Annotated in this window: 22 protein-coding genes and 2 tRNA genes; 18 read left to right on the plus strand and 6 right to left on the minus strand. The window is 72.0% G+C overall.

Annotation, left to right across the window (positions count from 1 at the left end; all coding sequences use genetic code 11):
- Window positions 1-54: 54 nt before the first annotated feature.
- The 7 genes from ACF3NS_RS09425 to cimA all read left to right on the plus strand — a co-directional run bounded on the left by ACF3NS_RS09425 (window position 55) and on the right by cimA (window position 8314).
- Window positions 55-1587, plus strand: coding sequence for an amino acid permease (locus ACF3NS_RS09425; RefSeq protein WP_392465708.1), 1533 nt, complete (start codon window positions 55-57; stop codon window positions 1585-1587).
- A complete protein-coding gene (locus ACF3NS_RS09430) occupies window positions 1584-2372 on the plus strand; it encodes a FadR/GntR family transcriptional regulator (protein ID WP_195849182.1) in 789 nt (262 codons plus the stop codon). Before ACF3NS_RS09425 ends, ACF3NS_RS09430 begins: the two co-directional genes overlap by 4 nt.
- Window positions 2369-3733 carry a glutamine synthetase family protein gene (locus ACF3NS_RS09435; RefSeq protein ID WP_288798222.1) on the plus strand — a complete coding sequence of 455 codons (1365 nt, stop codon included), beginning with the start codon at window positions 2369-2371 and terminating at the stop codon, window positions 3731-3733. The genes ACF3NS_RS09430 and ACF3NS_RS09435 overlap by 4 nt, the downstream gene beginning before the upstream one ends.
- Window position 3734: 1 nt before the next feature.
- Window positions 3735-5099 (plus strand): aldehyde dehydrogenase family protein, encoded by a 1365-nt coding sequence (locus ACF3NS_RS09440; RefSeq protein ID WP_392465711.1) that lies wholly within the window; start codon window positions 3735-3737, stop codon window positions 5097-5099.
- A gap of 83 nt (window positions 5100-5182) precedes the next feature.
- The gene (locus ACF3NS_RS09445; RefSeq protein WP_288798231.1) at window positions 5183-5950 is read left to right on the plus strand and encodes a 3-oxoacyl-ACP reductase; all 768 of its coding nucleotides are present in this window, start codon (window positions 5183-5185) and stop codon (window positions 5948-5950) included.
- Complete coding sequence (locus ACF3NS_RS09450) at window positions 5934-6653, plus strand: gamma-glutamyl-gamma-aminobutyrate hydrolase family protein (protein ID WP_392465714.1); 720 nt, start codon at window positions 5934-5936, stop codon at window positions 6651-6653. The genes ACF3NS_RS09445 and ACF3NS_RS09450 overlap by 17 nt, the downstream gene beginning before the upstream one ends.
- Before the next feature lie 74 nt (window positions 6654-6727).
- Entirely contained in the window at window positions 6728-8314 is a 1587-nt protein-coding gene (gene cimA / locus ACF3NS_RS09455) for a citramalate synthase (protein WP_288798217.1), read from the plus strand.
- A gap of 101 nt (window positions 8315-8415) precedes the next feature.
- On the opposite strand, the gene ACF3NS_RS09460 is transcribed toward cimA, so the two are convergent.
- Window positions 8416-9282, minus strand: coding sequence for a 3-methyladenine DNA glycosylase (locus ACF3NS_RS09460; protein ID WP_392465717.1), 867 nt, complete (start codon window positions 9280-9282; stop codon window positions 8416-8418).
- Window positions 9283-9326: 44 nt separating this feature from the next.
- Between ACF3NS_RS09460 and ACF3NS_RS09465 the strand changes: the two genes are divergently transcribed.
- Both ACF3NS_RS09465 and ACF3NS_RS09470 read left to right on the plus strand, forming a co-directional pair.
- Complete coding sequence (locus ACF3NS_RS09465) at window positions 9327-9842, plus strand: DUF1992 domain-containing protein (protein WP_288798215.1); 516 nt, start codon at window positions 9327-9329, stop codon at window positions 9840-9842.
- 9 nt (window positions 9843-9851) lie between these two features.
- Window positions 9852-10631: a fumarylacetoacetate hydrolase family protein gene (locus ACF3NS_RS09470; RefSeq protein ID WP_288798214.1), complete on the plus strand. Its 780-nt coding sequence runs from the start codon at window positions 9852-9854 to the stop codon at window positions 10629-10631.
- A 34-nt stretch (window positions 10632-10665) separates the two neighbouring features.
- Here the strand turns inward: ACF3NS_RS09470 and crcB are convergent, their stop codons facing one another.
- Together crcB and ACF3NS_RS09480 are read right to left on the minus strand one after the other, a co-directional pair.
- Window positions 10666-11040: a fluoride efflux transporter CrcB gene (gene crcB, locus ACF3NS_RS09475; protein WP_392465720.1), complete on the minus strand. Its 375-nt coding sequence runs from the start codon at window positions 11038-11040 to the stop codon at window positions 10666-10668.
- On the minus strand, window positions 11037-11495 hold the full coding sequence (locus ACF3NS_RS09480; protein ID WP_392465722.1) for a fluoride efflux transporter FluC: 459 nt from the start codon (window positions 11493-11495) through the stop codon (window positions 11037-11039). Before ACF3NS_RS09480 ends, crcB begins: the two co-directional genes overlap by 4 nt.
- A 95-nt stretch (window positions 11496-11590) precedes the next feature.
- Between ACF3NS_RS09480 and gltX the strand changes: the two genes are divergently transcribed.
- The 8 genes from gltX (at window position 11591) to ACF3NS_RS09520 (ending at window position 18100) form a co-directional block, all read left to right on the plus strand.
- Entirely contained in the window at window positions 11591-13066 is a 1476-nt protein-coding gene (gene gltX, locus ACF3NS_RS09485; protein ID WP_154593442.1) for a glutamate--tRNA ligase, read from the plus strand.
- The gene (locus tag ACF3NS_RS09490) at window positions 13063-13800 is read left to right on the plus strand and encodes an HAD family hydrolase (RefSeq protein WP_392465726.1); all 738 of its coding nucleotides are present in this window, start codon (window positions 13063-13065) and stop codon (window positions 13798-13800) included. Before gltX ends, ACF3NS_RS09490 begins: the two co-directional genes overlap by 4 nt.
- A gap of 126 nt (window positions 13801-13926) precedes the next feature.
- Window positions 13927-14001: transfer RNA gene (locus ACF3NS_RS09495), tRNA-Gln, on the plus strand.
- 108 nt (window positions 14002-14109) lie between these two features.
- Window positions 14110-14182, plus strand: a tRNA-Glu gene (locus ACF3NS_RS09500).
- A gap of 85 nt (window positions 14183-14267) precedes the next feature.
- Window positions 14268-15941, plus strand: coding sequence for a dihydroxyacetone kinase family protein (locus ACF3NS_RS09505; RefSeq protein WP_392465728.1), 1674 nt, complete (start codon window positions 14268-14270; stop codon window positions 15939-15941).
- 151 nt (window positions 15942-16092) lie between these two features.
- Entirely contained in the window at window positions 16093-16656 is a 564-nt protein-coding gene (locus ACF3NS_RS09510) for a hypothetical protein (RefSeq protein ID WP_288798282.1), read from the plus strand.
- Window positions 16657-16738: 82 nt separating this feature from the next.
- A complete protein-coding gene (locus ACF3NS_RS09515; RefSeq protein ID WP_288798280.1) occupies window positions 16739-16951 on the plus strand; it encodes an acetyl-CoA hydrolase/transferase C-terminal domain-containing protein in 213 nt (70 codons plus the stop codon).
- 177 nt (window positions 16952-17128) lie between these two features.
- Window positions 17129-18100 carry a bile acid:sodium symporter family protein gene (locus ACF3NS_RS09520; RefSeq protein WP_392465732.1) on the plus strand — a complete coding sequence of 324 codons (972 nt, stop codon included), beginning with the start codon at window positions 17129-17131 and terminating at the stop codon, window positions 18098-18100.
- Between the two features lie 87 nt (window positions 18101-18187).
- On the opposite strand, the gene ACF3NS_RS09525 is transcribed toward ACF3NS_RS09520, so the two are convergent.
- The 3 genes from ACF3NS_RS09525 to ACF3NS_RS09535 form a co-directional block, all read right to left on the minus strand.
- Window positions 18188-19627 carry an FAD-dependent oxidoreductase gene (locus ACF3NS_RS09525; RefSeq protein ID WP_392465735.1) on the minus strand — a complete coding sequence of 480 codons (1440 nt, stop codon included), beginning with the start codon at window positions 19625-19627 and terminating at the stop codon, window positions 18188-18190.
- A gap of 17 nt (window positions 19628-19644) precedes the next feature.
- A complete protein-coding gene (locus ACF3NS_RS09530; RefSeq protein WP_392465738.1) occupies window positions 19645-21348 on the minus strand; it encodes an AMP-binding protein in 1704 nt (567 codons plus the stop codon).
- Between the two features lie 124 nt (window positions 21349-21472).
- Window positions 21473-22195 carry an IclR family transcriptional regulator gene (locus ACF3NS_RS09535; RefSeq protein WP_154593434.1) on the minus strand — a complete coding sequence of 241 codons (723 nt, stop codon included), beginning with the start codon at window positions 22193-22195 and terminating at the stop codon, window positions 21473-21475.
- Between the two features lie 141 nt (window positions 22196-22336).
- Between ACF3NS_RS09535 and leuC the strand changes: the two genes are divergently transcribed.
- On the plus strand, window positions 22337-23755 hold the full coding sequence (gene leuC / locus ACF3NS_RS09540; protein WP_392465742.1) for a 3-isopropylmalate dehydratase large subunit: 1419 nt from the start codon (window positions 22337-22339) through the stop codon (window positions 23753-23755).
- Window positions 23756-23761: the final 6 nt, after the last annotated feature.

Raw genomic sequence — 23761 nt, forward strand, 5'->3', positions numbered from 1 at the left:
ACTGGGTCCACCCGCCCCTCAGGGCGAGGTCCCCTGAGCCAGAAGGGATGCCCCGTGGCTGCTCGACGACTGTTCGCCCGCCGGGACGACACCGACTACAGCGAGGACGACGCCGCGCAGCTCGCGGCCCTGGGCTACAAGCAGGAGCTCAACCGGACGATGTCCGGCTTCAGCAACTTCGCGGTGTCGTTCTCGATCATCTCCATCCTGTCCGGCTGCATCACGTCCTTCGGCATCGCCATGAATGCCGGTGGCCCCGTGGCGATCTCGCTGGGGTGGCCGCTGGTCGGCGTCTTCGTCATGTGCGTCGCCCTGGCCATGGCCGAGGTCTGCTCGGTCTACCCGACCGCGGGCGGGCTCTACTTCTGGGCCGGTCGGCTGGCGCGGACGCACAAGCGCGAGTGGGCCTGGGTGGTGGGCTGGTTCAACTTCCTGGGCGAGGTCGCCGTCACGGCCGCCGTCGACTTCGGAGCCGCCACGACGTGGATGGCCTTCCTGGACCTCACGATCGGCGTCGACGTCACGCCGCTCACGACCTTCGTCTGCTTCTGCGTCATCCTGCTGCTCCACGGCCTGCTCAACGCCTTCGGGGTCGGGCTGGTCCAGATCCTCTCGGCGGTCTCCGCCTGGTGGCACCTCGCCGGCGCCGCGGTGATCTTCGTCGTCCTCGCCCTGGTGCCGGACCACCACCAGTCGCCGGGCTGGACGCTCACCCACTTCGTCAACAACACCGGCTGGGGCAACCCCCTCTACGTCTTCCTCATCGGTCTGCTGATGGCCCAATACACCTTCACCGGCTTCGATGCCTCCGCGCACGTCGCGGAGGAGACGCGCAACGCCTCCGTCAACGCCCCCAAGGGCATCGTCAACTCCGTCCTGGTCTCCCTCGTCGCCGGCTGGATCCTGCTCCTCGCGGTGACCTCGGCGATCCAGGACTACGACAAGGCGGTCGGCACGGAGATCGGCCTGCCACCGGCCCAGATCTTCATCGACGCCACGGGGCACGCGGTCGGCCTGATGCTGGTCCTGATCTGCGCGGTGGCCCAGTTCTTCTGCGGTATGGCGTGCGTGACCTCCGCCTCGCGAATGTCCTTCGCCTTCAGCCGTGACAACGCGCTCCCGGGGTCCCGGTGGTGGTCCAGGGTCAACCCGCGCACCGGCACCCCGACCAACTCGATCTGGCTCGTGACGGCCTTGGCGATCGTGCTGACCAGCCCCTCGTTGGTCTCCACCACGGCCTACCTCGCGGTCACCTCCATCGCCGTGATCGGGCTCTACATCGCCTACGTCACGCCCGTCCTGCTGCGGCGCATCAACCCGGACTTCGTCCCCGGCAGGTGGAACCTCGGCCGCTGGAGCGCCCTCATCGGGTGGGTGGCGGTCGGCTGGGTGGCGTTCATCGTGGTGCTCTTCATGCTGCCGCCCGCCTCGCCGGTGACCATCGACACCTTCAACTACGCCCCCGTGGCCGTCGCCATCGTGCTCGTCTTCGCTGGGGCCACCTGGCTGCTCGGCGGCCGCAAGCACTTCATGCGCGAGGACCCGGGCCACCACGACACGGTGCAGCCGACGGAGATCTTCCGTTGACCCAGCCGACGGCCGTGCCGGCGCAGGACCTGGTCCCCGAGGTGGTGCTCCGTCCGGTCCGGGAGGGGCAGGCCTTCGAGGCGACCCTGGAGCAGCTCGCCACCGCCGTGCGGCTCGGCGTGCTGCCCGCCGGCTCCCAGCTGCCCCCGGAGCGCGAGCTCGCGGCGCGGCTCGGGGTCTCCAGGGTGACGCTGCGGGAGGCCATCGCGACGCTGCGGGACCTCGGGATGGTGGAGACCCGGCGCGGTCGCGGTGGCGGCAGCTTCATCACCTACGACTGGGCCGTCCACGACGCCGGGTCGGCCGACCTCGCCGGGGTCACGGCGGACCTGGAGGATGTCCTGGGCTTCCGGCGCGTCGTCGAGCCGGGCACGGCCTACCTCGCCGCGTCGCGCGCGCTGCCCGCGGCGGACCGGGGGTGGCTCAAGGAGTGCCTGCGCGACGTCGCCGAGGCGAGCGGCCGGGACACCGCCGAGCACCGGCAGGCCGACTCGCGCCTGCACCTCGCGATCGCGGGGCTGTCGGGCAGCGCCTCGCTCGTGGAGGCGGTGAGTCGTTCCCGGTCGGTGCTGCATCAGCTGCTGGCCGCCATACCGGTCCTGGCCCGCAACATCGAGCACTCCAACGCCGACCACGCGGCCATCGTGGACGCGATCCTGTCAGGCGAGCCCGAGGACGCCCGCGAGCTTGCCGAGGAGCACTGCGACAAGACGGCGGCGCTGCTGCGCGGCCTGCTCGCCCACCCGACCACGCCCGCGCCTACCCAACCAGGAGGCACCCCGTGAAAGCACCCACCCTCACGCTGGACCAGCTGCGGCAGGAGTGCGAGGACGGCAGCATCGACACGATCGTCGTCGCCTTCCCCGACATGCAGGGCCGCCTCCTCGGCAAGCGGCTGCACCCGCAGTTCTTCCTCGACCACGTGCTGGAGGACGGCACCGAGGGGTGCAACTACCTGCTCGCGCTGGACGTGGAGATGAACACCGTCGAGGGCTACGCCATCTCCTCCTGGGAGAAGGGCTACGGCGACATGATGTTCGACCTCGACCTCGCCAGCCTGCGCCGCACCCCGGGCTGCCCCGGCTCGGCGACGATCCTGTGCGACCTGTCCTGGCTGGACGGGACGGGGAGGGTGCGGCAGGCCCCACGGACCGTGCTGCGCGCCCAGCAGGACGCCGCGGCCGAGCTCGGCTACCGCGCCTACGCTGGCACCGAGCTGGAGTTCATCGTCTTCGAGGACACCTACGAGCAGGCCTGGGACGCCCGCTACCAGGGGCTGACGCCCGCCAACCGCTACAACGTCGACTACTCCATCCTCGGCGGCGCCAAGGTCGAGCCGCTGCTGCGCGACATCCGCAACGCGATGTACGCCAGCGGCGCCGTCGTCGAGAGCGCCAAGGGGGAGTGCAACCTCGGCCAGCACGAGATCGTGTTCCGCTACGAGGAGGTCCACCGGACCTGCGACACGCACACCGTCTACAAGACCGCGGCCAAGGAGATCGCCGGCCAGCACGGCCAGTCGCTCACCTTCATGGCCAAGTATGACGAGCGCGAGGGCAGCTCCTGCCACATCCACCTGTCGCTGCAGGACGAGGCGGGGCGCAACGTCTTCGCCGACCCCGACCGCGAGGGTGGACGCAGCGAGGTGTTCGAGCACTTCATGGCCGGGGTGCTGGCGACCATGGCGGACCTGACCGTCCTCTACGCGCCGAACATCAACTCGTACAAACGGTTCGCCGAGGGCTCCTTCGCCCCCACGGCCATCGCCTGGGGCACCGACAACCGCACCTGCGCGCTGCGGGTGGTCGGTCACGGGCAGGGCATCCGGGTCGAGAACCGCGTGCCCGGCGGCGACGTGAACCCCTACCTGGCGACCGCCGCCATGCTCGCGGGCGGCCTGCACGGGATCCGCGAGCAGCTCACGCTGCCACCGGCGCTCGTGGGCAACGCCTACACGTCGGGGGCCGAGCGCGTGCCTGCCACGCTGCAGCAGGCGCGCGACCGCTTCGACGGGTCCGAGGTGGCCCGGCGGCTGCTCGGTGACGACGTGGTGGACCACTACGTCCACGCGGCAGACGTCGAGATCGCCGCGTTCGGGGCCGCCGTGACCGACTGGGAACGCATCCGAGGATTCGAGAGGCTGTGACGTGACGACCCACGAGATCATCAACCCCGCCACCGGCGAGCGGCTGCGGGAGGTCGAGCTCGTCGACGAGGAGGCGACCGACGAGGCGATCGCCCGGGCCGTCACCGCCCAGCGCGCCTGGGCCGGTATGCCGCCGGCCGACCGCGGACGCCTGCTGCGGCACTTCGCCGACGTGGTGGACGACCACGTGGAGGAGCTGGCCCGGCTGGAGGTCGCCAACGCCGGCCACACGATCGGCAACGCCCGCTGGGAGGCGGGCAACGTCCGCGACGTCCTGCACTACTACGCCGCCGCCCCAGAACGCCTGTGCGGCAGGCAGATCCCTGTGGCCGGCGGTCTCGACGTGACCTTCAAGGAGCCGCTCGGCGTCGTCGGGGTCATCGTCCCGTGGAACTTCCCCATGCCCATCGCCGGATGGGGCCTCGCGCCGGCCCTCGCCGCGGGCAACGCCGTCGTCCTCAAGCCGGCCGAGCTGACCCCGCTGACCGCCATCCGGATCGGCGAGCTCGCCCTGCAGGCCGGGCTGCCCGAGCACGTCCTGACGATCCTGCCCGGCAAGGGCTCGGTCGTGGGGGAGCGGTTCGTCACCCATGACGACGTCGCCAAGGTCTGCTTCACCGGGTCGACCGCCGTGGGGCAGCGCATCATGCGCGGCGCCGCCGACCGGATCAAGCGCATCACCCTCGAGCTCGGCGGGAAGTCCGCCAACATCGTCTTCGCGGACGCGGACCTCGACCAGGCCGCCGCCAGCGCCCCGATGGGTGTCTTCGACAACGCCGGCCAGGACTGCTGCGCCCGCAGCCGGATCCTGGTGCAGCGCAGCGTCCTCGACGCCTTCATGGAACGTTTCGAGCCGGCGGTGAAGGGCGTCGTGGTGGCCGACCCGGGCGACGAGGCCACGCAGATGGGTCCGCTCGTCAGCGCCGAGCACCGCGACCGTGTCTCGGCCTACGTCGAGGGGACGGACGTCGACGTGGCCTTCCGGGGCACGCGCCCCGACGGCGGGGGCCACTGGTACGCCCCGACCGTCGTCCTGCCGCGCGCCACGACCGACCCTGTGTGGCAGGAGGAGATCTTCGGCCCCGTCGTGGCGGTGCTGCCCTTCGACGACGAGGCCGACGCGATCCGCATGGCCAACGACACGGCCTACGGCCTGTCCGGGTCCATCTGGACCCGCGACGTGGGCCGGGCGCTGCGGGTGTCCCGCGCGGTCCAGGCCGGCAACCTGTCGGTGAACTCCCACTCCAGCGTGCGCTACTCGACGCCCTTCGGCGGCTTCAAGCAGTCCGGGCTGGGCCGCGAGCTCGGCCCGGACGCGCTCGACTCCTTCACCGAGGTCAAGAACGTCTTCATCGCCGACGCGTGACGCCGGCTCCCGGCACGGCATACGACCTGATCGACCAGCTCACCACCAGCCATCCCAGGCACCGACGAAAGGAACTGCCCACCATGGGTGCTCGACTCCAAGGAAAGGTCGCCGTGGTCACCGGCGGCTGCAGCGGCATCGGTCTCGCCACCGTCCGGCGGTTCGCCGACGAGGGGGCCCGCGTCGTCGTCGGCGACCTCGACACCACCCACGGCCCGCGCGTGGCGCAGGAGGTCGACGGGCTCTTCGTGGAGTGCGACGTGACGGACGCCGAGCAGGTGGAGGCACTGTTCCGCACCGCGTTCGACACCTACGGCTCGGTCGACGTGGCCTTCAACAACGCCGGGATCTCCCCGCCCGAGGACGACTCGATCCTCACCACCGACCTCGACGCGTGGCGCAAGGTGCAGGAGGTCAACCTCACCAGCGTCTACCTGTGCTGCAAGGCCGCGCTGCCCTACATGCTCGAGCAGAAGCGCGGATCCATCATCAACACAGCGTCTTTCGTCGCCGTGATGGGGGCAGCGACCTCCCAGATCTCCTATACCGCCAGCAAGGGCGGGGTGCTGTCCATGTCCCGCGAGCTCGGCGTGCAGTTCGCCCGTGAGGGGGTGCGCGTCAACGCGCTGTGCCCCGGCCCGGTCAACACCCCGCTGCTGCAGGAGCTCTTTGCCAAGGACCCCGAGCGGGCCGCCCGGCGGATGGTCCACATCCCCATGGGCCGGTTCGCCGAGCCGGAGGAGCTCGCCGACGCCGTGGTCTTCCTCGCCAGCGACGAGTCCTCCTTCATCACCGCGTCGCAGTTCCTCGTCGACGGCGGGATCTCGGGCGCCTATGTCACCCCGCTCTGACGCGCCGATCGTCGCGCTGACGACCTATGTCGAGGAGGTCTCGCGGCCGCCCTGGGTCGACCAGCCGTCCGCGGTGCTGCCGCGGGACTACACCCTCGCGGTCGAGCGGGCGGGCGCCCTGCCCGTCCTGCTCGTGCCACGGCTCGACGTCACCCCGCAGGTGGTCGGGGGCTGGCTGGACCGCGTGGACGCCCTGATCATCAGCGGTGGCGTCGACGTGGAGGCGAGCCGGTATGGCGCGCAACCGCATCCGTCGGTGCAGGAGGCCCGCCCGGACCGCGACGAGACCGAGCTGCTGCTGGTCGCCGAGGCCCGCCGGCGCGGCCTGCCACTGCTCGGGATCTGCCGCGGGATGCAGGTCATGGCGGTCCAGGCGGGTGGGACGCTCGAGCAGCACGTCCCCGACCGGGTCGGGCACGACGAGCACTCGCCCGCACCAGGGGTGTTCGGGACGCACCCCGTGTCGCTGCGACCCGGGTCGCGGCTCGCGCGGCTGGTCGGGGAGCAGGCGGAGGTGCCGACCTACCACCACCAGTCGGTGCTGACCCACCCCGGCTACGAGGCCACGGCGTGGGCGGCGGACGGCACCCTCGAGGGCATGGAGGACCCGGACGCGGACTTCTGCCTCGCCGTGCAGTGGCACCCCGAGGCGGGGACCGACCCCGCCCTCTTCGACGCCCTGGTGGCGGCCGCGAGGCGGTGAGACGAGGAGGCGGGGGAGCGGCATACGCCGTCATCATGGGCCGGACCACCGCCCCCCGCCCGAGAGGACGAGCCATGGGAGACCGGCCCGCACTGCAGGTCTACGACACCACCCTGCGCGACGGCGCCCAGCAGGAGGGGCTGCACCTGACGGTCCAGGACAAGATCGCGATCGCGCGGCACCTGGACGAGCTGGGCGTGGGGTTCATCGAGGGCGGCTGGCCCGGCGCCAACCCGCGAGACACCGAGTTCTTTGCCGGGGCAAAGGATCTGCGGCTGCACAACGCGGTGCTGACCGCCTTCGGCGCCACGCGCAAGGCGGGCGGACAGGCGCACAGCGACGCGCAGGTGCGAGCGTTGCTCGACTCCGGTGCGCCGGCGATCACCCTCGTCGCCAAGGCGCACACCCGGCACGTGGAGCAGGCGCTGCGCACCACGCTCGAGGAGAACCTCGCCATGATCCGCGACACGGTGACCTTCCTCGTGGGGGAGGGTCGGCGCGTGTTCCTCGACGCCGAGCACTTCTTCGACGGCTACCAGCTGGACCGCGCCTACGCGCTGGAGGCGGTGCGGGCCGCGGTCGAGTCCGGGGCCGAGGTGGTGGCGCTGTGCGACACCAACGGCGGGATGCTGCCCTCGCGGATCGCCGACGTGGTCGACGACGTCACCCGCACCACGGGCGCGCCCCTGGGCATCCACTGCCACAACGACACCGGCTGCGCCGTCGCCAACTCCCTCGCGGCGGTCGACGCGGGCGTCGTGCAGGTGCAGGGCACCGTCAACGGGTATGGCGAGCGCACCGGCAATGCGGACCTGCTCACCATCATCAGCAACCTGCAGCTCAAGCTCGCCCGCCCCGTCGTGGCCGACGCCCAGCTCGCCGAGGCCTCGCGGATCTCCCACTCCATCAGCGAGATCACCAACATCACCCCCTACGGCCGACAGCCGTACGTCGGGTCGTCCGCGTTCGCGCACAAGGCGGGGCTGCACGCGTCGGCGCTCAAGGTCGACCCCGACCTCTACCAGCACGCCGACCCCTCCTCGGTCGGCAACCGGATGCGAACCCTGGTGTCCGACATGGCCGGTCGGGCGTCCATCGAGCTGCGGGCGCGCGAGCTCGGGCTGGACCTGGCCGGCCAGGGGGAGGTGCAGGCGCGGATCGTGGCGCTGGTCAAGGACCTCGAGCTGCGCGGCTGGACCTTCGACGCCGCCGACGCGTCCTTCGAGCTGCTGCTGCGCCGCGAGGTCAGCGGGGAGCCGATCTCCTACTGCGAGGTCGAGTCCTGGCGGGTCATCGCCGAGGCGCGCGGCGATGGGGTGGCCGTGTCGGAGGCGACCGTCAAGCTGCGCGCCGGCGGGCGCCGGCTCGTCGCCACCGGTGAGGGCAACGGCCCGGTCAACGCGCTCGACGAGGGGCTGCGCCACGCCCTCGTCGGCGTCTACCCCGAGATCGACGGTGTCGAGCTCGTGGACTACAAGGTCCGCATCCTCGACTCCGCGCACGGCTCGGACGCCGTCACCCGCGTGCTCATCGAGATGGCCGACGACAACCAGTCGTGGACCACGGTGGGCGTCGCCGCCAACATCGTCGAGGCGTCCTGGATGGCGCTGCTGGACGGGCTCACCTATGGCCTGCACAGCGCCGGCGTGCCCGTCCGCTGACGGCCAGGCTGCGCAGCGCCGCCTCGGGGGCCGAGCACGAGCATCACGGGCGGGCCGCCCGGTGGATGGCGCAGGTGGCGGCTCAGCCACGGCCACGCGGCTCAGGTCGGGGCGATCAGGGCGTCGCACGCCGCGATCAGTCGCTCCCGCACCGGCGCCGCGGCCTCGCTGATGGCGCGCTGCCGGCGCACGTGCTCCGCCTTGCCCTGGGGCGTCTCGATCGCGATGTTGGGCAACCCCAGAGACTCCGTGTCGTAGGGCGAGCTCATCATGTCCAGCAGCCTTGCCTCGCGGGCGATCTCGAAGCAGTCGAGGACCAGGTCACCCGGGATGCCGGGCGCCAGCTTGAACGCCCAGCGGTAGAGATCCATCGCCCCGCCGTGCAGGCAGCCGGGCTGCTCGTGGTCCCGGACCGTCTCGCGGGTGGGGCGGCTCTCGTTGCGACCCACCGCGGCCGGGGTGAAGAAGCGGTAGGCGTCGAAGTGCGAGCAGCGGATGTCGTGGGCCTCCACCACCGCGTCGGTGCCGGCGTGCCCGAGCCGCAGCGGCAGCGAGCCGTGCCGCACCTCGTCCCGCGGGATGCGGTAGACCATCGCCCACTCGTGCAGCCCGAAGCACCCGAAGCGGGCCTCGCGCCCGTGGGTGCGGGCCAGCAGGTCGCGGACGAATCTCACGGTGGCGCCACGCTTCTCGGCATACGACGGGACGTCGAGCGAGGTGAGCCCCGCCGAGGTGACGTAAGAGGACCAGGCCGCGTGCTCCGGCGAGTCCGTCAGCGCCACACCAGGACCCGGGTGCCAACGCGCGAGATGGCCTGGGCGGAAACCGTAGTACTCGAACAGGAAGTCCTCGACCGGGTGCTTCTCGCCTCGTGCACGTCGCGCCAGGTGCGGCGACGTCGCCGCTTCGGCCCGCGCCCGGTGGGCGGCGGCGAGCGGCTCCCACTCGGCCCGGGTCAGCACGTCCACCCGCCGATCCTAGGTGCGCGCCGCGTCGGTGGGACAATGGGCCGATGGACCCGCACCACGTCGAGACCATCGCGGAGAGGCGCATCCGGGAGGCCCAGGAGCGTGGGGAGCTCGACAACCTTCCCGGCGCGGGCAAGCCGCTGCCCAGCCTCGACCGGCCCTACCACGAGGACTGGTGGATCAACGGGTTGATCGAGCGCGAGCAGCTCGACCTGACCGGCGCGATGAACCCGACCATGGCGCTGCGCAGGGAGGCTCACGACATGCCGGCCACGCTGCGGGACGTGCCGCGCGAGGAGTCGGTGCGCGCGATCGTCGAGGACTACAACCGGCGGGTCAAGCTGGACCGCCTGCGTCCCGCGGCCGGCCCCCAGATGCCGCCCATCGCCAAGGTCCTCGACGTCGAGGAGACGGTGGCCGTATGGCGCGAGCACCGCCGCCACGTGGAGGAGCAGGCACGGGCCCGGGCGGAGGACGAGCGGCGAGGGTGGGAGCAGGCCGAGGCGGAGCGTCGGGCCGCGGTGTGGTGGCGGCGCCTGCTGCGCACCTACCGGGGGTAGGTTGGGGTTGTGCGTATCGCGAGATTCACCCTTGGGGAAGATCCGGCCTTCGGCGTCGTCGAGCAGGAGGGGGACGACCTCGTCGTCGCCCAGATCGGCGGCGACCCGATCTACCAGCAGATCACCTACACGGGGCAGCGCTACCCGCTGGACGACGTCCGGCTGCTCGCCCCGGTGATCCCGCGCAGCAAGGTGATCGGCATCGGCCGCAACTATGCCGACCACGCCAAGGAGATGGGCAACGACCTGCCCACGGAGCCCCTGATGTTCCTGGTGCCCAACACCGCGGTGAGCGGGCCGGGTGACCCGGTGCCGATGCTGGCGACCAGCAGCAACATCCACTACGAGGGCGAGCTGGCCGTCGTCATCGGCAAGATGGTGCGCAACGTCGAGCCCGAGCTCGCGCTGGCGACCGTCTTCGGCTACACGTGCGCCAACGACGTCACCGCCCGCGACCACCAGAAGTCCGACGGGCAGTGGTCGCGCGCCAAGGGGTTCGACGGCTCGAAGCCGCTGGGCCCGTGGATCGAGACCACCCTGGACCCGAGCGACCTGCGGGTGCAGACTCGCCTCGACGGGCGGACGGTGCAGGACGGATCGACCCGCGACCTGATCTTCGACGTCGCGACGCTGATCTCCTATGTCTCCCAGTCGTTCACGCTGCTGCCGGGGGACGTGATCCTGACCGGTACCCCTGCCGGCGTCGGGCCGGTGCAGGAGGGGCAGCGCGTCGAGGTGGAGGTCGAGGGGATCGGGACGCTGTCCAACCCCTTCGTCCGCGCCCGCTGAGACCCTCCCCGACTGGTGGGCGGGGTGGGGGGTGTCAGAGGGTGGCGAGCCAGAGGCCGGCGGCGGCCGCCAGCACCGAGACCACCAGCGTGCCCAGCCCGTTGAGCAGGGCCGCCCCGCGCCGTCCGTCGACGGCCAGCCGGACCGTCTCCAGGCTCGCCGTCGAGAACGTCGTGTAGCCCCCGCACAGCCCGGTTCCCAGCACCAGCGCCCACGGCGCGCCCAGCGCGTGCCGGGCCGCGAGCCCGGAGACGAGCCCCAGCAGCAGCGAGCCGGTCACGTTGATCAGCAGGGTGCCGAGCGGGTACGCCGATGCCACCCGCTCGCGCACCACCGCGTCGAGCACGAACCGCAGCGCCGCACCCACGCCGCCCCCGACCGCCACCCCGAGGAAGACCAGCGGCGTCACGCCGGCCGCCGGCGTCCGAGGGCGGCCCCGCAGCGGATGCCCGCCACGCTCGCGACCGCCCCGAGCAGCACGGTGGTGAGACCGTAGGCGATCGCCATACCGACCTCGCCGCGCTGCAGCAGGTGCACCGTGTCCAGCGCCAGGGTCGAGTAGGTCGTGAAACCGCCCAGCACGCCGGTGCCGAGCAGCAGCCGGGCCGCGCGCCGCCGGCCCCGGTCGGGCCCGGCGAGCAGCAGCCGCTCCAGCAGCAGCCCCAGCGCGAAGGCCCCGACCAGGTTGATCATGAGCACGACGGTGTCGAACCCCTCGGCCGGGACGGCCAGCACCAGGGCTTCCCGCGTCGCCGCTCCGGCGGCGCCGCCCGCGGCGACGAGGGCGACATACCGCCCCTGCAGGTGCATCGGGCGCGCCGGGGAGGCGCCGAGGACGTCGACGTCGGGGTCCGGCGTCGGCACCGGCTCCGACGCGCTCGGGGGCCGTCGCGGTGGGGGAGGGCTGGGAGGCATCGCCACCCATGATGCCTCCTCGCGGCCGATAGTCTGTGCCCACCATGACTGACGCTGCTCTCACCCCTGCCCGCACCCGCGTCGCCCCGTCGCCCACCGGCGACCCGCACGTGGGGACCGCCTACATGGCCCTGTTCGACCTCGCCTGGGCCCGCAAGACCGGCGGCCGGTTCGTCCTGCGGATCGAGGACACCGACCAGGCGCGCTACGTCGAGGGCAGCGAGCAGCAGATCTACGACACGCTCGGCTGGCTGGGGCTGTCCGCGGACGAGGGGCCGGACGTGGGTGGCCCCTACGCCCCCTACCGACAGAGCGAGCGGCTCGACACCTACAAGCCGTATGTCGATCAGCTCGTCGAGGCCGGCCACGCGTACTACTGCTGGTGCTCGACCGAGCGCCTCGCCGAGATGCGCGAGCTGCAGCAGAAGGCCAAGCTGCCGACCGGCTACGACCGCCTCTGCCACGGCAAGACGCGCGAGGAGCGCGCCGCCCTGCCGGGATTCACCGACAAGCCCGTCGTGCGCATGCTCGTCCCCGAGGACGTCGAGACCCGCTTCGAGGACGTCATCCGAGGGTGGGTCAACGCCCCCAGGCCCGACGACCAGGTGATCCTCAAGGCCGACGGCTTCCCGACCTACCACCTGGCCGTCGTCGTGGACGACCACCTGATGGGGATCACCACCGTCGTGCGGGGCGAGGAGTGGATCTCCTCGACCCCCAAGCACGTCCTGCTCTACCGCTGGCTCGGCTGGGACGTGCCGCAGTTCGCGCACATGCCGTTGCTGCGCAACCCCGACAAGTCCAAGATCTCCAAGCGCAAGAACCCCGCCGCCCGCCTCACGTGGTTCCGCGAGGAGGGCTACCTGCCGGAGGCGCTGCTCAACTTCCTGCAGCTCGTGGGCTACCCGCCGGTGGCGGACGGCCAGGAGGTCAGCTCCTTCGAGGAGTTCGTCGAGCGGTTCGACTGGACCAAGGTCAACACTGTCGGCCCGATCTTCGACATGGACAAGCTCAACTGGCTCAACGGGCACTACATCCGCGCGCTGTCGCCGCAGGACCTGGCGGGGCGGATCGTCGCCCACCTCGTCCGCACCGGCGAGCTGCCGGGCGAGCCGACCCCGGAGCAGATGGACCTGGTCACCAAGGCCACGCCGCTGGTGCAGGAGCGCATGCAGCTGCTGGGGGAGGCCGGGCCGATGCTGGGCTTCCTCTTCGTCACCGACGACGAGCTGGCCTTCGACCCCGACTCCGTCGCCGCGCTCAAGGACGACGCCCCGCAGGTGCTCGACGCCTCGATCGCCGCCCTGGAGGCTCTGGACGACTTCACCGCCGAGCCGATCCAGGCAGCCCTGCGCGCCGCGATCGTCGACGGGCTCGGCATCAAGCCGAAGTTCGCCTTCGCCCCCGCCCGCGTCGCCGTCACCGGGCGTCGGGTCTCGCCGCCGCTCTTCGAGTCCATGGAGATCCTCGGCCGCGACTCCACGCTGGCCCGCCTGCGCCGGCTGCGCGCCACGCTGTGAGGGGGGCGCGCCAGGCCGAGACGGCGCAGGGCGGGGCGTCGTCGACCCGGATCGCCGCGCTGCTGCTGGACATCGACGACACCCTGCTCGACACCCGGTCGGCCATGCGTCGTGCGGCCGCCCGCTGCATCGCGCAGGTGTGGCCCGAGGCGACGGACCGCGCGGAGGAGCTCGGCGTGCGCTACCACGCCGACCCGGGGGGCTTCTTCGGCGGCTACACGCGGGGGGAGCTGACCTTCGCCGCGATGCGGGAGTCACGCCTGCGGGAGGTGGCGACGCACGGCGGGCTGCCCTGGGGTGCGGACGCGTTCGCGGGGTTCGAGCAGGGGTGGCCGGCCGCCTTCCGCGCCGGGACCCGCGCCTTCGACGACGTGGCCGGGCTGCTCGACCGGGCCCGCGCCGACGGGATCTTCGTCGGGGCCCTGACCAACTCGTCCACGGAGTTCACCACCCTCAAGCTCGAGGTCGTGGGGCTGAGCGACGCCTTCACGGCCATCGCGACGACGGACACGTTGGGCTACGGCAAGCCCGACGCCCGCGCCTTCTGGCGGGCCTGCGAGCTGCTCGGGTCCGCGCCCGAGCAGACGGTGTATGTCGGGGACGACCTCGCCGTCGACGCGCAGGCGGCGGTCGCGGCGGGGCTGCACGGCGTCTGGCTGGACCGTCGCGGGCAGTGGGGCGGCGGCGGCGTCGGGGTGCCCGTCGCGGCCTCCTTGGACGCCGTGTCCTGGTGAGTTCGGCGGTCGGGTCCGGCATACGGCCGATTTGGGGAGGGGCGCCGCCCTCCGGTAGAGTTCTCTCTTGGTTCGCCCGCGCGTCAGAGCCTGTCCTCAGGCCCCTGATGATGGGGTGAATTCCTTTGGGGTATGGTGTAATTGGCAGCACGACTGATTCTGGTTCAGTTAGTCTAGGTTCGAGTCCTGGTACCCCAGCCAATCGCCGGTCGGTCCGACAGGGTCCGGCCCGATTGGGAGAAATCCTAAGCTTCGGCTAGAGTTTCTCCTCGTTGCTCACCGCCCCGCAAGGGATCGGAGCAGCTGTTCGCCCCCGTTGTGTAGTGGCCTAGCACGCCGCCCTCTCACGGCGGTAGCGCCGGTTCGAATCCGGTCGGGGGTACGTCGACAAGGTCCCTCTCCCACTCGGGAGGGGGACCTTTCGCGTGGTCTGGCGCGGGGCCGGCGGGTGTGGTGGTGTGGTCCCCATGAAGAAGTTCCTGAACGACGCCGGCAGCTTCGTCCGAGAGAGCCTCGAGGGCCTGGCCCTCACCCAGCCCGGGCTCGCGCTCCTCGAAGGCCGGACCATCGCGGTGCAGGCGGACCGGGTCGTGACGGGTGCCGCTGGCCCGGGTGCCGCAGGCCGCGACTCCGTGCCCGTGGCGCTGATCTCCGGCGGGGGAGCCGGGCACGAGCCCGCGCACGCCGGCTTCGTCGCCGACGGGATGCTGACGGCGGCGGTCAGCGGCGGGGTGTTCGCCTCGCCGAGCGTCGACGCCGTCCTCGACGGCATCCGCGCCGTCACCGGGACGGCCGGGGCGCTGCTGATCGTCAAGAGCTACACCGGGGACCGGCTCAACTTCGGTCTCGCCGCCCAGCTCGCCCAGGACGAGGGGTATGCCGTGGAGACCGTCGTCGTGGGCGACGACATCGCCCTGGGCGACGCCGACACGCATGCCGGGGCTCGTGGGCTCGCCGGGACGGTGCTGGTGCACAAGATCGCCGGCGCCCTCGCAGCCTCCGGCGCGGACCTCGCCGAGGTGTCCGGACGCGCCCGCTCGGTCGCGAGCAGGCTGGCCACGATGGGGGTCGCCCTGCGGCCGGGCACCATGCCGGGGTCGGGGGAGGCGACCTTCGAGATCGACGAGGACCGGATCGAGCTGGGTCTGGGGATCCACGGCGAGTCTGGCGTCGAGCAGGTCGGGCACCGCCCGGCCGACGACCTCGCGGCCGAGCTGGCGGACCGGGTCCTGGCTGCCCGCCCGCTGGACGACGGGGCGCGAGTCGCCCTGCTGGTCAACGGGCTCGGCGGCACGCCGCCGGCCGAGCTGGCGGTGCTCACCCGGGCGGTGCACCGGATCCTCGGCGAGCGTGGACTGACCGTGGAGCGCGCCTATCAGGGGTCGGTGATGACGAGCCTGGAGATGGCAGGCGCCTCGGTCACGGTCCTGCCCCTCGAGGACGGAGAGACGGAGCTGCTCGACGCACCCACCGCATCCCTGGCCTGGCCCGGTGGTGGAGGTCCGGTCGCGCACCATGCCGACGTGGCCGTCCCCGACGCCGACGCGGGCCAGGTCGACCCCGGGGAGCCCGACGAGCGGGCGCGGGCCGCGATCGACGCCGCCTGCCAGGCCCTCCTCGGCGACGAGCACCGGCTCACCGAACTGGACCAGGTCGTGGGCGACGGTGACCTCGGGGAGGCGCTGGCGCGGGGCGCCCGAGCCTGGCAGGACGACCCGGCCGACGGCTCCGCGGCCTCCCTCCTGCGCGTCCTGTCCGCCCGCTGCCGGCGGGCCATCGGCGGCACCAGCGGCCCGTTGTATGCCGCGGGCCTCGTGGCGGCGGCCCAGGCGCTCGAGGACGGCGCCGACTGGCCCCGCGCCCTCGCGGCGGGGGTCGACGGCATCCAGGACCTCGGCGGTGCCTCGCCCGGCGACGGGACGATGGTCGACGCGCTGCGACCCGCCGCCGACGCCGCGCCGGACGGGTGGGAGGCCGTCCTGGCCGCGGCCGAGGAGGGGGTGCGCGGCACGGTGGAGGGTGTCTCGCGCAAGGGCCGCGCCAGCTATGTCGGCGTGCGGGGCCAGGGCCACGCCGACCCGGGCGCCGAGGCGGTGCTCACCTGGTTGCGGGCGGTCCGTGAGGCGGTCCGCGTCGGATAGCGGCGGTGTGGCGGCGGTGGCGGACGCGGGACGGCATACGTGGCCGGTGACTTGGGACACGCACCCCGGTGGTTGAGGGATAAATCGGCCAGGGCAGAGTTGAGTCACAACCGGCCAACCGACCGGCGCAAGCACCCAGCTAGGAAGCATCATGCGTCGCAAGACCCTCGACACCCTCCTGTCCGCCACCGGCCTGCTGCTCGCCCTCGTCCTGCTGGTCGCGGGCGGGCTGCTCACCTGGGCCTCGACCTTCGCGCAGGGTCAGGTCCACGACCAGCTCGCCGCGCAGAAGATCACGATGCCGTCCGGCAAGGCCCTCGAGGATCCGCAGATCAAGCCTTACCTCGAGAAGTACGCCGGTCAGGAGATGACCACCGGCGACCAGGCCAAGGCCTTCGCCGACCACTACATCCTCGTCCACATGAACAAGTCCTCCCAGGGCCGCACCTACGAGGAGGTCTCGGGCGAGTTCTTGAACAAGTCCAAGGACCCCGCCGCGGACAAGACCGAGGTCGCCCAGCTCGGCGAGCTGCGGCAGAGCCTGTTCATGGGCAACGCGCTGCGCAGCATGCTGCTCACCGCCTACGCCTTCGGCACCATCGGGCTCATCGCCAAGATCGCCTCGATCGTCGCGTACGTCGGCGGCGCGCTCCTGCTGCTGCTCGGGCTGCTCGGCCTGCGGCACGCGAAGCGGGCGGGCGACGCCGTCGTCTGACCCCCTGCGAGCCGGGACGCGCTGTCCGGCAGATCACACCGGGCGCCGGTGCCGCACGATTGCGGCGCCGGCGCCCCGGCGATTGGATGATGCACGACCTTCGAGGGCGCCTATCGGCGCAAGCTCGCCAGCCCCCACGACGCGGTCCGTCCGGAGCCACGTCGTGACCGATCACGGCGTGGCTCACCTGCGGGGCAAGACCGACGCCGAGCGGGCCGAGGCGCTCATGGCGCTCGCCGACCCGGCCTTCCGCGCGCAGCTGGGGGAGCAGGCCCAGGAGATGCACCTCCTCTGACCCCCATGGCCCCCAACCACCTCTCCCGAGATCGTGAGTGCTCGGTCAACATTCTTGGACCAGACACACACGATCTCCTGGTGAGGGCGTCGCTTTTCGAGCGATCGGATGACGAGACGAGCGTCCCGGAACGTGGAACGGCGGGTCACAGTGTGTGGTCCGTCCTAGGAGGTCCCCATGTCTAGCCCCGCGTCCACCCAGCAGAGCGACCCGTCCACCGCAGCCGAGGACCGCTCGGCCCGGATGGCCGTCACCCTCTTCCCGATCCTGATCCTGGCGGCCGCAGCGTTCGGCTATCTGGCCCCGTCGTCGGCCAAACCCCTTCTGCCACACGTCAACACGTTGCTGGGGATCATCATGTTCGGGATGGGGCTCAGCCTGCGCGGGCAGGACTTCGCGCTCGTGGCCCGCCGGCCGCTTCCCGTCCTCATCGGTGTCGTCGCCCAGTACCTCGTGATGCCCCTGCTCGGTTGGGCGCTGGCCAAGACGCTCGGGCTGTCCCCGGAGCTGGCCGCCGGTGTCATCCTCGTGGGCTGCGCGCCCGGCGGCACCGCCTCCAACGTGGTGAGCTATCTCGCCAAGGCGGACACCGCGCTGTCGGTGGCGATGACCTCGGTGTCGACCCTGCTGGCCCCGATCCTCACCCCGCTGCTGACGTTGTGGCTCGCGGGGACCTACCTCCCCGTCGACGCGCGCAGCATGGCCTCCAGCATCCTGTGGATCGTGCTCGTCCCCGTCGTGCTGGGCCTGCTGGTGCGCACCTTCCTCGGCCGGGCCGTCGAGCGGGTGCTTCCCGCCCTGCCCTGGGTGTCCGTCGTCGCCATCTCGCTGGTCGTGGCCGCCGTCGTCTCGGGCTCGGCGTCCAAGGTCGTCGCTGCCGGCGGGATCGTCCTGCTCGCCGTCGTCCTGCACAACGGTCTCGGCTACCTGCTGGGCTACGGCCTTGCCGCCCTCACCGGACAGCGTGAGCGGGCCCGGCGCACCGTCGCCATCGAGGTCGGGATGCAGAACTCCGGTCTGGCCGCCGGCCTTGCGTCGCAGTACTTCTCGCCGGCGGCCGCCCTGCCGGGCGCCGTGTTCTCGATCTGGCACAACCTCTCCGGCGCCATGCTCGCGGCGTACTTCCGGCGCCGCCCGATCCGCGACTGACCACCAACGCCCCCACCCAGGATCGTGAGTGCTCGGTCCAAGAATCCTGGAAGGACACTCACGATCTTGCGAGGGGGCGGCCGTCCGTCAGTGATCCGTGACGAGGCGGAGGAGCTCGTCCCAGGTCGACACCTTGACCCGCTCGCGACCCTCGCCGCGGCCGAGCTCGATCTCGGCCGCGTCGATGGCGCGCCAGTCGGCCAGGGTGCTCGGGTGGTGGCCGCGGGCGCGCAGGACGGGGCCGACACCGTCTCGAGACGCGACGGGTCGATGACCCTCGCCGGTCCGAGGGTCCGCGACGGAGCCAGGCTCCTCGACCCACCCACCCTGCAGGTCCCGTGGAGCGTCCTCGTCTGCCTGCAGGTCGGCGAGCACGTGCGCCACGGTCTGCGCGGCGTCGGACTTGTTGGTGCCGATGACGCCGATCGGTCCGCGCTTGACCCAGCCCGTGCAGTACTCCCGCGGCTGCCTCGCGCCCGCCTCGTCGACGACGCGGCCCTCGACGTTGGGGATGATCGCCCGCGTCCCGTCGAACGGCACGTCGGGCAGCGGGCTCCCGCGATAACCCACCGCGCGCAGCACGAGCTGCACGTCGAGCGTCTCGAGCGAGCCCGTCCCCTCGACCGATCCGTCGGGAAGCAGCCGGGTGCGTTCGACCGTCAGACCGTCCACCCGCCCGTCGCACTCGATCATCTCCACCGGCCGGGCGTAGAACGCGAAGTGCAGCCGTCGCCGGCCCCCGTCCGATGCGGGGGCGCCGTCGCCCTCGATGGGCAGGCCGCGCAGCAGCTCGACGTTGGCGCGCGTGCGGCGGTCGAGGGCGTCCTCGTCCAGCCCGTCGAAGGCCCCGGACGAGACGGTGACGTCGATCCCGGGGGTGGCCACCAGCTCGCGCAGCTCCTTGGTGGTGTAGCTCGCGTGCTGCGGACCCCGCCGCCCGACGATCCACACGTCACGGACCTCGCTGCGGGCGAGCTCCTCCAGCACGGGCTCGGCCATGTCCGTCACCCGCAGGGCCTGGGCCTGCTTGAGCAGGATCCGGGCCAGGTCGACGGCGACGTTGCCGACACCGACCGTCGCGACCGCCCGCACACCGTCGAGCGGTTGAGGTCGCGCGTCGGGGTGCCCGCCATACCAGGCGACGAACTCGCGCGCGGAGCGGCTGCCGCTCAGGTCCTCCCCGGGTATGCCGAGGCGCACGTCCTCGCTCGCCCCGACCGCGTAGATCACCGCGTCGTAGGCCTCGAGCAGCTCGGCCCGGGACACGTCCCGACCCACCTCCACGAGCCCCCAGAAGGTGACGGCCTCCAGGTCGAGGGTGCGGGCGAGCGCCGTCGCCACCGAGCGGATGCTCTCGTGGTCCGGGGCGACGCCGTAGCGCAGCAGGCCGAAGGGCGTCGGCATCCGGTCGAGCAGGTCCACGTGGACCGGCAGCTCGTCCTGACCGGCCAGCGCCTGGGCGGCGAAGAGCCCAGCGGGTCCGGCGCCAATCACGGCGACCCGTCGGACGCGGTGCGCGTTCGTCATACGGTCCGGGTCCACGCTCAGCCGCGCAGCTCGGGGAAGTCGTCCTCGTGGAAGTCCCCGCTCGGACGGGCGTCCGCCGTGGCGTAGCCGGCGTCCTCGGCCTGACGCAGCTCCACCCGGCGGATCTTGCCCGAGATCGTCTTGGGCAGCTCTGAGAAGGACAGGCGCCGGATCCGCTTGTAGGGCGCCAGGTGTGCCCGGGAGTGGCGGAAGATCTCGCGGGCGGTGTCGGCGTTCGCCTCGACGCCCGGCACGAGCACCACGACCGCCTTGGGTACGGCGAGACGCACCGGGTCGGGGGAGGGGACCACGGCCGCCTCGGCCACGAGGTCGTGCTCCAGCAGGACGGACTCGAGCTCGAACGGCGAGATGCGGTAGTCCGAGGCCTTGAAGACGTCGTCCGCGCGCCCGACGTAGGTCAGGTAGCCGTCCTCGTCGATGCTCGCCACGTCGCCGGTGTGGTAGAAGCCGTCCCGCATGACCTCAGCGTTCTTGTCCGGGTCACCGTTGTAGCCGACCATCAGGCCGAGGGGGCGGTGAGCCAGGTCGAGGCAGATCTCGCCCTCCTGCACGCCGACCTCGCCGGTCGCGGGGTCGACGAGCCGCACGACGTAGCCGGGGGAGGGCCGTCCCATGGCGCCGGGCTTGACCGGCTGGCCGGGGGAGTTGGACACGGCGAGCGTTGTCTCGGTCTGGCCGAAGCCGTCGCGAACCGTTGCGCCCCAGCCCTTCTCGACCTGCTCGATGACCTCGGGGTTGAGCGGCTCGCCGGCCCCGACCACCTTGGTCGGGGGTGTGCGCAGCGACCCCAGGTCGGACTGGATCAGCATGCGCCACACGGTCGGCGGGGCGCAGAAGCTGGTCACGCCGCACCGGTCCATGTGATGCATGAGCGCCGCTGGGTCGAACCGCGTGTAGCTGTAGATGAACACGCACGCCTCGGCGTTCCAGGGGGCGAAGACGTTGGACCAGGCGTGCTTGGCCCACCCCGGCGAGGAGATGTTGAGGTGGATGTCGCCGGGCTCCAGGCCGACCCAGTACATCGTCGTGAGGTGCCCGATGGGGTAGGACGCCTGAGTGTGCTCCACCAGCTTGGGCTTGGAGGTCGTCCCCGACGTGAAGTAAAGCAGCATCGACTCGTCCCCGCGAGTGGGCACCTCGGGCGTGTAGGTGTCGGGGGAGGCGGCGGAGTCGGCATACGACGACCACCCCTCGGCCGGCTCACCGACGGCGATGCGGGTGTAGTCGCCGGTCACGCCGTCGAAGATGCCCACGTCCTGCGAGCGGACGATCGCGTGCTGCGCGCCGCCGCGCTCGATCCGGTCGCGGACGTCGGCCGGGCCGAGGAGGGTCGTGGTCGGGATGATGACGGCGCCGAGCTTGATGCAGGCGAGCATCGACTCCCACAGCTCGACCTGGTTGCCGAGCATGACGATCACGCGCTCGCCACGCCGCACCCCCTGGTCGCGCAGCCAGCAGGCCACCTGCGACGAGCGACGGGACATCTCGGCGAACCAGACCTTGGCCTCCGACCCGTCCTGCTCGACGATCCACAGGCAGGGCGCTTCGTTGCCGAGCGCGATCTGGTCGAACCAGTCCAGGGCCCAGTTGAACTCCTCGATCTGGGGCCAGGTGAACCGCTCCTTGGCGGCGGCGTAGTCGGTGCGCAGGTCCAGGAGCAGGTCCCGGGCCTCGCGGAAGGTCTCGGTCGCAGCGGTCATCGTCTCTCCTCGTCGAGTCGGATGGACGGCGGAAGCCTGCGACCAACGTAGGACGGGAGGGCGTGAGGTGCGGTGGCTGAATCGCCCAGCGGTCGAGGTGACCCGCCGGGCGGCTCGCTCCGCGTCAGGAGGAGGAGGTGCGGCGCAGGATCTCGGTCAACTTGTTGGCGCCGGCGACGACGGTGGCGGCGTGCAGCCGTCCCGGCTGGCGCGAGATGCGCTCGATGGCTCCCGAGATGGAGACGGCGGCGACCACGCGGCCGGACGGGCCGCGGACGGGGGCGGAGACGGACGCGACGCCGAGCTCGCGCTCGCTGACGCTCTGGGCCCAGCCGCGGCGACGGACGCCGGACAAGGTGGTGGCGGTGAACTTCGCGCCCTGCAGGCCGCGGTGCAGCCGGTCCGGCTCCTCCCACGCCAGCAGGACCTGCGCGGCGGACCCGGCGAGCATGGACAGCGAGGCGCCGACGGGGATGGAGTCGCGCAGCCCCATCGGGCGCTCGGCCGCGGCGACGCAGATGCGGTGGTCGCCCTGGCGGCGAAAGAGCTGGGCGCTCTCCGAGGTGTGGTCGCGCAGCGCGCCCAGCACGGGGCCGGCGGCCGCGAGGAGACGGTCCTCGCCGGCGGCGCTGGACAGCTCCCCGAGGCGGGGCCCCAGCACGAAGCGTCCCTGCATGTCGCGGGCCACGAGGCGGTGGTGCTCGAGGGCGACGGCCAGGCGGTGGGCGGTGGGTCGGGCCAGTCCGGTGGCCGCGACGAGCTGGGCCAGGGTGGCCGGTCCGGCCTCGAGCGCCCCCAGCACGACGGCGGCCTTGTCGAGAACACCGACCCCAGAAGAGTTGTCCATAGGATGATACTGCCGTCTCGCTGCCTGAGACGCAAATCCGAGCGGTGCCGATATGAGAAAGCCTGCCACTCAGCCGGGCGCTCAGCCCGTCAACGCACGCTCGAAAGCGTCGTCACAGCCAGCACCAGCCGGAGGAATCTCATGAGCGGCACCCTTGCCGAGAAAGTGTGGGACGCCCACGTCGTCCGCCGTGCTGACGGCGAGCCCGACCTGCTCTACATCGACCTGCACCTCCTGCACGAGGTGACCAGTCCTCAGGCCTTCGACGGGCTGCGGCTCGAGGGGCGCCAGGTGCGCCGCCCGGAGCTGACGCTCGCGACCGAGGACCACAACGTCCCCACCACACCGGGCCCCATCACCGACCCGGTGAGCCTGACCCAGGTCAACACCCTACGCCGCAACTGCGAGGAATTCGGCATCCGCCTCTATCCCATGGGGGACGCCGAGCAGGGGATCGTCCACGTGGTGGGCCCTCAGCTCGGCCTCACGCAGCCCGGGATGACGGTGGTGTGCGGGGACTCGCACACCTCGACCCACGGAGCCTTCGGGGCGCTGGCCTTCGGCATCGGCACCTCCGAGGTCGAGCACGTCCTGGCCACCCAGACGTTGCCGCTCAAGCCGTTCCGCACGATGGCGATCACCGTCGAGGGCGAGCTGCCGGACGGCGTCACCGCCAAGGACGTGATCCTCGCGGTCATCGCCGAGATCGGCACCGGCGGCGGCCAGGGCTACGTGCTGGAGTATCGCGGCTCCGCCATCCGCGGCCTGTCCATGGAGGCGCGGATGACCATCTGCAACATGTCGATCGAGGCGGGCGCCCGCGCAGGCATGATCGCCCCCGACGAGGTGACCTTCGACTTCCTGCGCGACAAGCCGCACGCCCCGCAGGGCGCCGACTGGGACGCCGCCGTCGAGGCCTGGACCGCGCTGCGCACCGACGACGACGCCACCTTCGACCGCGAGGTCACGATCGATGCGAGCACCCTCACCCCCTACGTGACCTGGGGGACCAACCCCGGCCAGGGGTTGCCGCTGTCGGCGTCCGTCCCCGACCCGGACCAGCTGGGGGACGACAACGACAAGGCCGCTGCGCAGCGGGCCCTGGACTACATGGGCCTGCGGGCCGGCCAGCCGCTCAAGGAGATCGCGGTCGACACCGTCTTCGTCGGCTCCTGCACCAACGGTCGGATCGAGGACCTGCGCGAGGTCGCGGGCATCCTGCAGGGCCGGCGGGTCGCCGAGACCGTGCGGATGCTGGTCGTTCCCGGGTCGGCCCGCGTGCAGCTGCAGGCCGAGGCCGAGGGCCTCGACGCGGTGTTCACCGAGGCCGGTGCCGAGTGGCGCCTCCCGGGCTGCTCGATGTGCCTCGCCATGAACCCCGACAAGCTCGCGCCGGGGGAGCGCAGCGCCTCCACGTCCAACCGCAACTTCGAGGGGCGCCAGGGCACGGGCGGTCGCACGCACCTCGTGTCTCCGGCCGTGGCCGCCGCCACCGCCGTGCGCGGCACCCTGTCCAGCCCCGCCGACCTGGAGCCGGTCCGTGAGCCGGCCGCCCGCTGAGGAGAC

Origin of the sequence: Arsenicicoccus cauae, from assembly GCF_043162025.1 — a bacterium.
GTDB lineage: Bacteria > Actinomycetota > Actinomycetes > Actinomycetales > Dermatophilaceae > Arsenicicoccus > Arsenicicoccus cauae.